The sequence below is a fragment of the Streptomyces sp. NPDC007095 genome (assembly GCF_040634475.1).
GTDB lineage: Bacteria > Actinomycetota > Actinomycetes > Streptomycetales > Streptomycetaceae > Streptomyces.
Map to the genome: position 1 here is coordinate 22,544 of NZ_JBEYFS010000161.1, position 6,298 is coordinate 28,841.

The 6,298-nt window shown below is 69.5% G+C and carries 5 protein-coding genes; 3 read left to right on the forward strand and 2 right to left on the reverse strand.

Annotated features, from left to right (window positions below; genetic code table 11):
* Positions 1-70: 70 nt before the first annotated feature.
* Positions 71-355 carry a hypothetical protein gene (locus ABZ656_RS39785; protein WP_180362235.1) on the reverse strand — a complete coding sequence of 95 codons (285 nt, stop codon included), beginning with the start codon at positions 353-355 and terminating at the stop codon, positions 71-73.
* Positions 356-744: 389 nt separating this feature from the next.
* Between ABZ656_RS39785 and ABZ656_RS39790 the strand changes: the two genes are divergently transcribed.
* Entirely contained in the window at positions 745-2,487 is a 1,743-nt protein-coding gene (locus ABZ656_RS39790; protein WP_360274929.1) for a pyruvate dehydrogenase, read from the forward strand.
* A 31-nt stretch (positions 2,488-2,518) separates the two neighbouring features.
* A complete protein-coding gene (locus ABZ656_RS39795) occupies positions 2,519-2,767 on the forward strand; it encodes a hypothetical protein (protein ID WP_101402687.1) in 249 nt (82 codons plus the stop codon).
* A gap of 156 nt (positions 2,768-2,923) precedes the next feature.
* Here ABZ656_RS39795 and ABZ656_RS39800 read toward each other — a convergent pair whose 3' ends face one another.
* Positions 2,924-4,453 carry a S8 family serine peptidase gene (locus ABZ656_RS39800; protein WP_360274932.1) on the reverse strand — a complete coding sequence of 510 codons (1,530 nt, stop codon included), beginning with the start codon at positions 4,451-4,453 and terminating at the stop codon, positions 2,924-2,926.
* Positions 4,454-4,942: 489 nt separating this feature from the next.
* Between ABZ656_RS39800 and ABZ656_RS39805 the strand changes: the two genes are divergently transcribed.
* The gene (locus ABZ656_RS39805) at positions 4,943-5,983 is read left to right on the forward strand and encodes a LuxR C-terminal-related transcriptional regulator (protein WP_360274935.1); all 1,041 of its coding nucleotides are present in this window, start codon (positions 4,943-4,945) and stop codon (positions 5,981-5,983) included.
* Positions 5,984-6,298: the final 315 nt, after the last annotated feature.

Here is a 6,298-nt window from a genome sequence, read left to right on the forward strand (position 1 = left end):
CTCGGCGTGGCATCAGCCGGAACTGCAGGAGCCGGACTGCTTCACAACTGCCGTAGTTCTACGACGGCCCCTACAACCGGGCGGATGCGCTTCTCGAGCCGGCCGACGCGGTGCTGGCCAGGGTCCGCTTGTCATAGCCGGACGCGGGCTTGCCCGTGTCGCCGTAGCCGCGAAGGTCCAGTCCGATCGCGGTGAACTGCTCGGCCAGTACAGGAATCTGTTTCCGCCGGCCGAACCAGGTCTCGGCGTAGCCGTGCAGCAGGTGGACCGGCGGCCCCTGCCCCGCGCTGAGCCAGTACTGCTTGATTGCGTTGCGTTGGACGGTGTCGTGGGAGATGCCCGTCAGTCCGGTCATGAGTGCTCGCTCGTGAAGTCGAAGGGGACGGGTGGAGCGGGGGGGGCGGCCCTGCCGTCGCCCACCCGGTCGATGGCAGGGCCCTCGGCCTTCCCGGAGAACTTTCCCGGGCCCACTCGAGCAGTGCCACGTGACGCTCCGTTGCATCACCTCGGTGGGCGGTGAGTGTGGCCGCAGAGGCGGCGGATCCCTGCACTCGAACCGAGGACCTGGGCACGGGTGCGGTTTGTCCGGGAGCGCACGGACCGTGGTCAGCGAAGGAACCCTGCGACCGGTGGGCTGAGACGGGTGCGCTGTCGGGCACCAAGCAGTGCGCTGGCAGGCAAGCCGCTCGACCGGCGCCTCCTAGCCTGGCGGGGGACTCAGGACAGAGCGCTTCGAGGAGAGTCATGCCCAAGCAGACGGTTGCCGAGCAGTACGTCGACCTCCTGGCCCGCGCCGGGGTGCGCCGGATGTACGGCGTCGTCGGCGACAGCCTGAACCCGGTCGTCGACGCGGTCAGGCGGCACGACGCCCTCGAATGGATCCAGGTCCGGCACGAGGAGGTCGCCGCCTTCGCCGCAGGCGCCGAGGCACAGCTCACCGGCCGACTGGCCGCCTGCGCGGGATCCTGCGGGCCGGGCAATCTGCACCTGGTCAACGGCCTGTTCGACGCACACCGGTCGATGGCGCCGGTGCTCGCGCTGGCCGCACAGATCCCCAGCAGCGAGATCGGCACCGGGTACTTCCAGGAGACACATCCCGACCGGTTGTTCGAAGAATGCAGTCACTACTCGGAACTGATCTCCTCACGGCACCAGATGCCCCGCGTGGTGCAGACGGCGATCCAGCACGCGGTCGGCCGGCGCGGCGTGTCGGTCGTGGCCATGCCCGGAGACATCGCCGCCCAGGAGTCCCCGGACAACGGCGCCGAACTCGCGATTCCGCTGCACCGGCCTGCCGTCCGTCCCGGCAACGAGGAACTGGCGCGTCTGGTGCAACTCGTGGACGCCGCGGAGAAGGTGACGGTCTTCTGCGGCCGGGGCGTCGAGGGCGCCCATGCGGAGGTGATGGCCTTCGCGGAAAAGGTCAAGGCCCCGGTGGGCCACGCGCTGCGCGGCAAGGAGCACATTCAGTACGACAACCCGTACGACGTCGGGATGTCCGGCCTCCTGGGGTACGGCGCCGCCTACCAGGCGATGCACGAGTGCGACCTGCTGCTGCTCCTGGGAACCGACTTCCCTTACACGGAGTTCCTGCCCCGCGACGTGCGGACCGTCCAGATCGACATCCAGCCCGAACGGCTGGGTCGGCGGACGCAGTTGGACCTCGCGGTGTGGGGGGACGTCCGCGAGACACTCAAGTGCCTGACCCCGGAAGTCCGTGAGAAGCCGTCCCGCCGGTTCCTCGACCGGATGCTGGACCGGCACCTGCACGCGCTCGAAGGCGCGGTGGGCGCGTACACGCGCAACGTCGAGAAGCACATCCCGATCCATCCCGAGTACGTGGCGTCCGTGCTGGACGAGGAGGCCGCTGACGACGCGGTCTTCACCGTGGACACCGGCATGTGCTGCGTCTGGGCCGCCCGGTACCTTTCGCCGAACGGGCGACGCCGTATCCTCGGTTCCTTCGTCCACGGCTCGATGGCCAACGCGCTGCCCCAGGCCATCGGCGCGCAGTTCCTCGACCGCGGCCGACAGGTGGTCTCCCTCTCGGGCGACGGCGGGTTCTCCATGCTGATGGGCGACTTCCTGACCCTCGTCCAGTACGGCCTGCCGGTGAAGGTGGTCGTCTTCAACAACTCGTCCCTGGGCATGGTCGACCTGGAGATGATGGTCGACGGTCTCCCTCCGTACGGCACCGGGTACCCGCACACCGACTACGCGGCCATCGCCACTGCCGCCGGCGCACGCGGTATCCGGGTCGACAAGCCCGGAGACGTGCGCGACGCCCTGCGCGAAGCCTTCGCTCACGACGGGCCGGCGCTGGTCGATGTGGTCACCGATCCCAATGCGCTTGCCGTTCCCCCCAAGATCACCTCTGAACAGGTAACCGGCTTCGCCCTGTCCGCCAGCCGGACCGTCCTCAGCGGAGGAGTCGGGCGCATGGTCCATCTGGCACGGACCAACCTGCGGAACATTCCGCGCCCCTGAGCGACGACGGCGGCCACGAACAGGAGCTTCGATGAGCAAGGACGAATTGAACTCGGAACCACACCACGGGCACATCCGGAATCTGGCGAACCGGCTGGCCCGGCATCACGAGCGGGTCGAAAGTCAGCGCCAGGAAGCCGAGCTGGATGACGCAATCGGCGCGGCTGCCTTCGACCTGGGGGCAGACATCGGACATCCGACGGCGACCGACGATCCAGTCGGCTATGACATCGACCGTGATCTCGGCATCGAGAAGGAGCCACCCAATCTGCACGGGTAGCCTGCCTGGTTTCCCCGTGATGGCGTCGAAAAGCGTGGCAGAAGACGTCCGAACACTTCGGCAGGGTCGGCGGTTGCCTCGGCGACCGACTTCCCGCGCGCGCCCTTTTGCGTGCCGCCTTCTCGCCACGCAAAAACCAACCCGCCGCTGGAAGGGTCACGATGACACAGCCCGCGCACCACTCCGACTGTCCAGCGAGTGGGCGCCAAACACCGATACGAAATAGTGGTCGACGGCCAAACCGCCGGCCTCACCGCGTACCGCGACCGCGATAGCCAGCGCGTGCCTCCGCGCACGGCTGCGGGTGTTGGTCCAGGTCGCGGTGGAGTGGACCGTGCCCTTGTCCGTACCGGGCGAGTGGATGCCGGCGTCGATCTTGCCGGTGGCGGTGAGCGTCGCCGTGGCCGCGGCGGCAGCGTCCGCCCGGCCGTTGCCGCCGTCGTCCGCACTGATGCCGGGGGTCGGCTTGGCGGTGCTGATCAGGGCGTCCTTGATGCGGCTGCCGGTCCAGTCGGGGTGCGCGGCGGCGACGAGCGCGGCCACGCCCGCCACGTGCGGGGTCGCCATGGAGGTGCCGCTGGCGCTCATGTAGTAGCCGGAGCCGTTGCTGGCGTACTGCGACCGGGCGGCCAGGATGCCGACGCCGGGCGCGGTGATCTCGGGCTTGAGGGCGTCGTCGCCGTAGCGGGGGCCACGGCTGGAGAAGTCGGCGATGGCGTCGGAGGAGTCGACCGCGCCGACGGTGAGGGCCGCGTCGGCGGTGCCGGGCGATCGGACCGTCTGGGCACCGGGACCGTCGTTGCCGGCGGCGATGGTGAACAGGGCGCCGGTCTCGGCGCTCAGCTCGTTCACGGCCCGGGCGAGCACTGTGTCGCCGTCGGCGTTCTCGCTGCTGCCCAGGCTCATGCTGATGACCCGGGCGTGGACGTCGCGGGCGGCCCACTCCATGCCCGCCAGGATCCAGGAGTCGTAGCCGTAGCCCTCGTTGGAGAGGACCTTGCCGACGTGCAGGTCGACGCCGGGTGCGACGCCCTTCTCCTTGCCGTCGGAGGCGGCGCCGCTGCCGGCGATGGTGGAGGCGACGTGTGTGCCGTGGCCGCTGCGGTCGGTGACGTCCTCGCCGGGGACGAAGCTGTCGCTGTCCACGACCGCGTCCTTCAGGTCGGGGTGGCCCGGGTCGTAGCCGGTGTCGAGGACGGCCACGTCGACACCGTTGCCGGTGTTGCCGCCCGCCCAGACCTCGGGGGCGCCGATCTGGGCGACCGAGTCACTGAGGGTGGCCTCGGCCCGGCCGTCGAGCCAGACCTTGGCGACGCCGCCGTGCAAGACCGCGTCGGCGTGGGCGCCCGGCGCCTTCGCGGAGTCGGACTCGGTGCCGGTGAGCGCGCTCCACAGGGCGTCGGTGTCCTCGCGGTCCGCGGCGAAGGCCACCCCGTTGACGCTGGTGAGGGGACGTACGTCCGTGGCGTCACCCTGCATGGCGACGGCGCGCCTGCGCAAGGTGGAGACGGACGCCTCCTTGCCGCCGTAGGTGACGATGAGGGGCAGGTGCGTGAGCGCCGCGTCGTCGTAGCCGTCGGCCACGAGACGGGAGACGTTGAAGAGTTGGTCGTCCAGGACGCCGGACGCCAGGTAGGGGCGGGCGGAGTCGGGATAGACGTAGGTGTCGCCGCCCACGGTCAGCACGCGGGCGCCGGTGGGCTCCCCGTCGGGACCCTGAACGGTGAGCGTGCCGGGCTCGTCGCCCGCTCTGGGCCCACGGTTACCTTGTCGCCGGTGATGAGGGTGACGACGGTCGCGGCAACGTTGTCAGCAGTGCGGGTGGCGCCGGCCGAACTGTTGGCCGGCGAGGTGTCAGCGGAGGAGGCCACATGCGGGGTCGCTGCTGTGACCAGAAGGGCTGCCGCGAGCACGAGCAGGCGGCGCCGTCTTCCAGACGGGTGGTGTGTCAAAGGATTCCCTCGACTTGAACGGTCGGACCGGCGGATGATGCGCAGGGCCAGTCGCGTCTTCGGGACTGGTGGGAGCGTGCCCACCTTGACGGTGTCGCGTCATGTGCGACAAGATCCGCCCGTCGCGGATTCGCGCAATTGCCCACATGCGCTGCGTCCCGCGGGCGGCTGCGCAGAGATACGTTCAACACCGATGCGCACTACAGCAGGAGTGTCAGGCTGCATGGATGTGACGTCGGACAGCCCCTGGGCCGGAATCGGGCTGGACGCGCTCAGCGGCCGCGTCCTGGAGTACCTGGTTGGCCACGCCCCCGCCGGTTCCCTCACCGTGGCGGCCGCGGTCGGCGCGTCGCGCGAAGAGGTCGAGACGGCACTGCGGTCTCTGGAGGACGCACTCCTGGTCATACCCATCGCCGGCCGGCCCCCGCGGTGGAAGGCCGGTCCACCACGTTCGTCCCTGGGCTCCCTGCTGGCCCGCAGGCGCGCCGAACTGGCCCAGGCCGAGATCTACGTGGAGCAGCTTCACGAGATCTACGACTTCGCGGCCCGCCCGCAGGCTCCGCACCTGGTGGAAGTCTTGGAAGACAACGAGGAGGTCACCGCACGCTATGCGCATCTCCTCAAGGGCAGCACCCAAGAAGTACTGCACCTGGCCAAGCCGCCCTATGTGACCGGGCCCGCGGATGCCTCCGGTCATGGGGACGCCGCGCAGCCGGAGTTCCGTGAGGGAATACGGCTGCGGTCGGTCTACGACACCGAGGGCTTCACGGACACGGTGTCACTGGAGACGGCGCTGCGGGGCAGCGCCAGAGGCGGCGAATTCCGGCTCAGCTCCCGACTTCCCGTCAAACTGGTCCTGTTCGACCGGACCGCCGCCCTCTTGCCCCTGCACGACGACCGCCCCTCGGCAGGGTCCCTCGAGGTCCGCTCACCTGCCCTCATCGACGCACTCGCCGCGCTGTTCGAGGCTATCTGGAAGCACGCCGTGCCGGTGTCACTGGAAAGTCGGCAGGACTGGCCCGCTCCCCGCCAGACCCGGGAGACGACGCAGATCGACGAACGAACCCAGGCGATCCTCGACCTCATGGCGACCGGGATGAAGGACGACGCCATCGCCCGGGTACTCAACATCAGCCGCCGCACCGTGCAGAAGCACGTGAGCGAGGCCGGCAGCGCACTGGGCGCCAGAACACGCTTCCAGATCGCGCTGCGCGCAGCCGAACGAGGCTGGCTGCCGCTGGGAGCACCGAACTCGAACGAGTAAGGGCGAGAACCAGACGACGACCAGATGCGAGCACTCCGCCTTCCCGTGTGCACCGTGATGTGGCCCTTGTTCCGGGGCGGGCGGATGGCAGGACCAAGGCGGACCCGCTGACGCCACTGCCCCGGCTCGGTGCTTCGTAGTGGCAACAAGGGCCGCGAAGCCACGGCGGCGTGGCTTCACGATCACATCGCCACCGAGGACGGGTGGAGCAGCGTGGGCGCGCTAGGCCCTGTCGTCAAATTCCCGTCTGCCCCGCGACGCCATGCACGCACTCTCACCGCACCAGGCACAGACCCAAGTACGTCCAGTACGAGG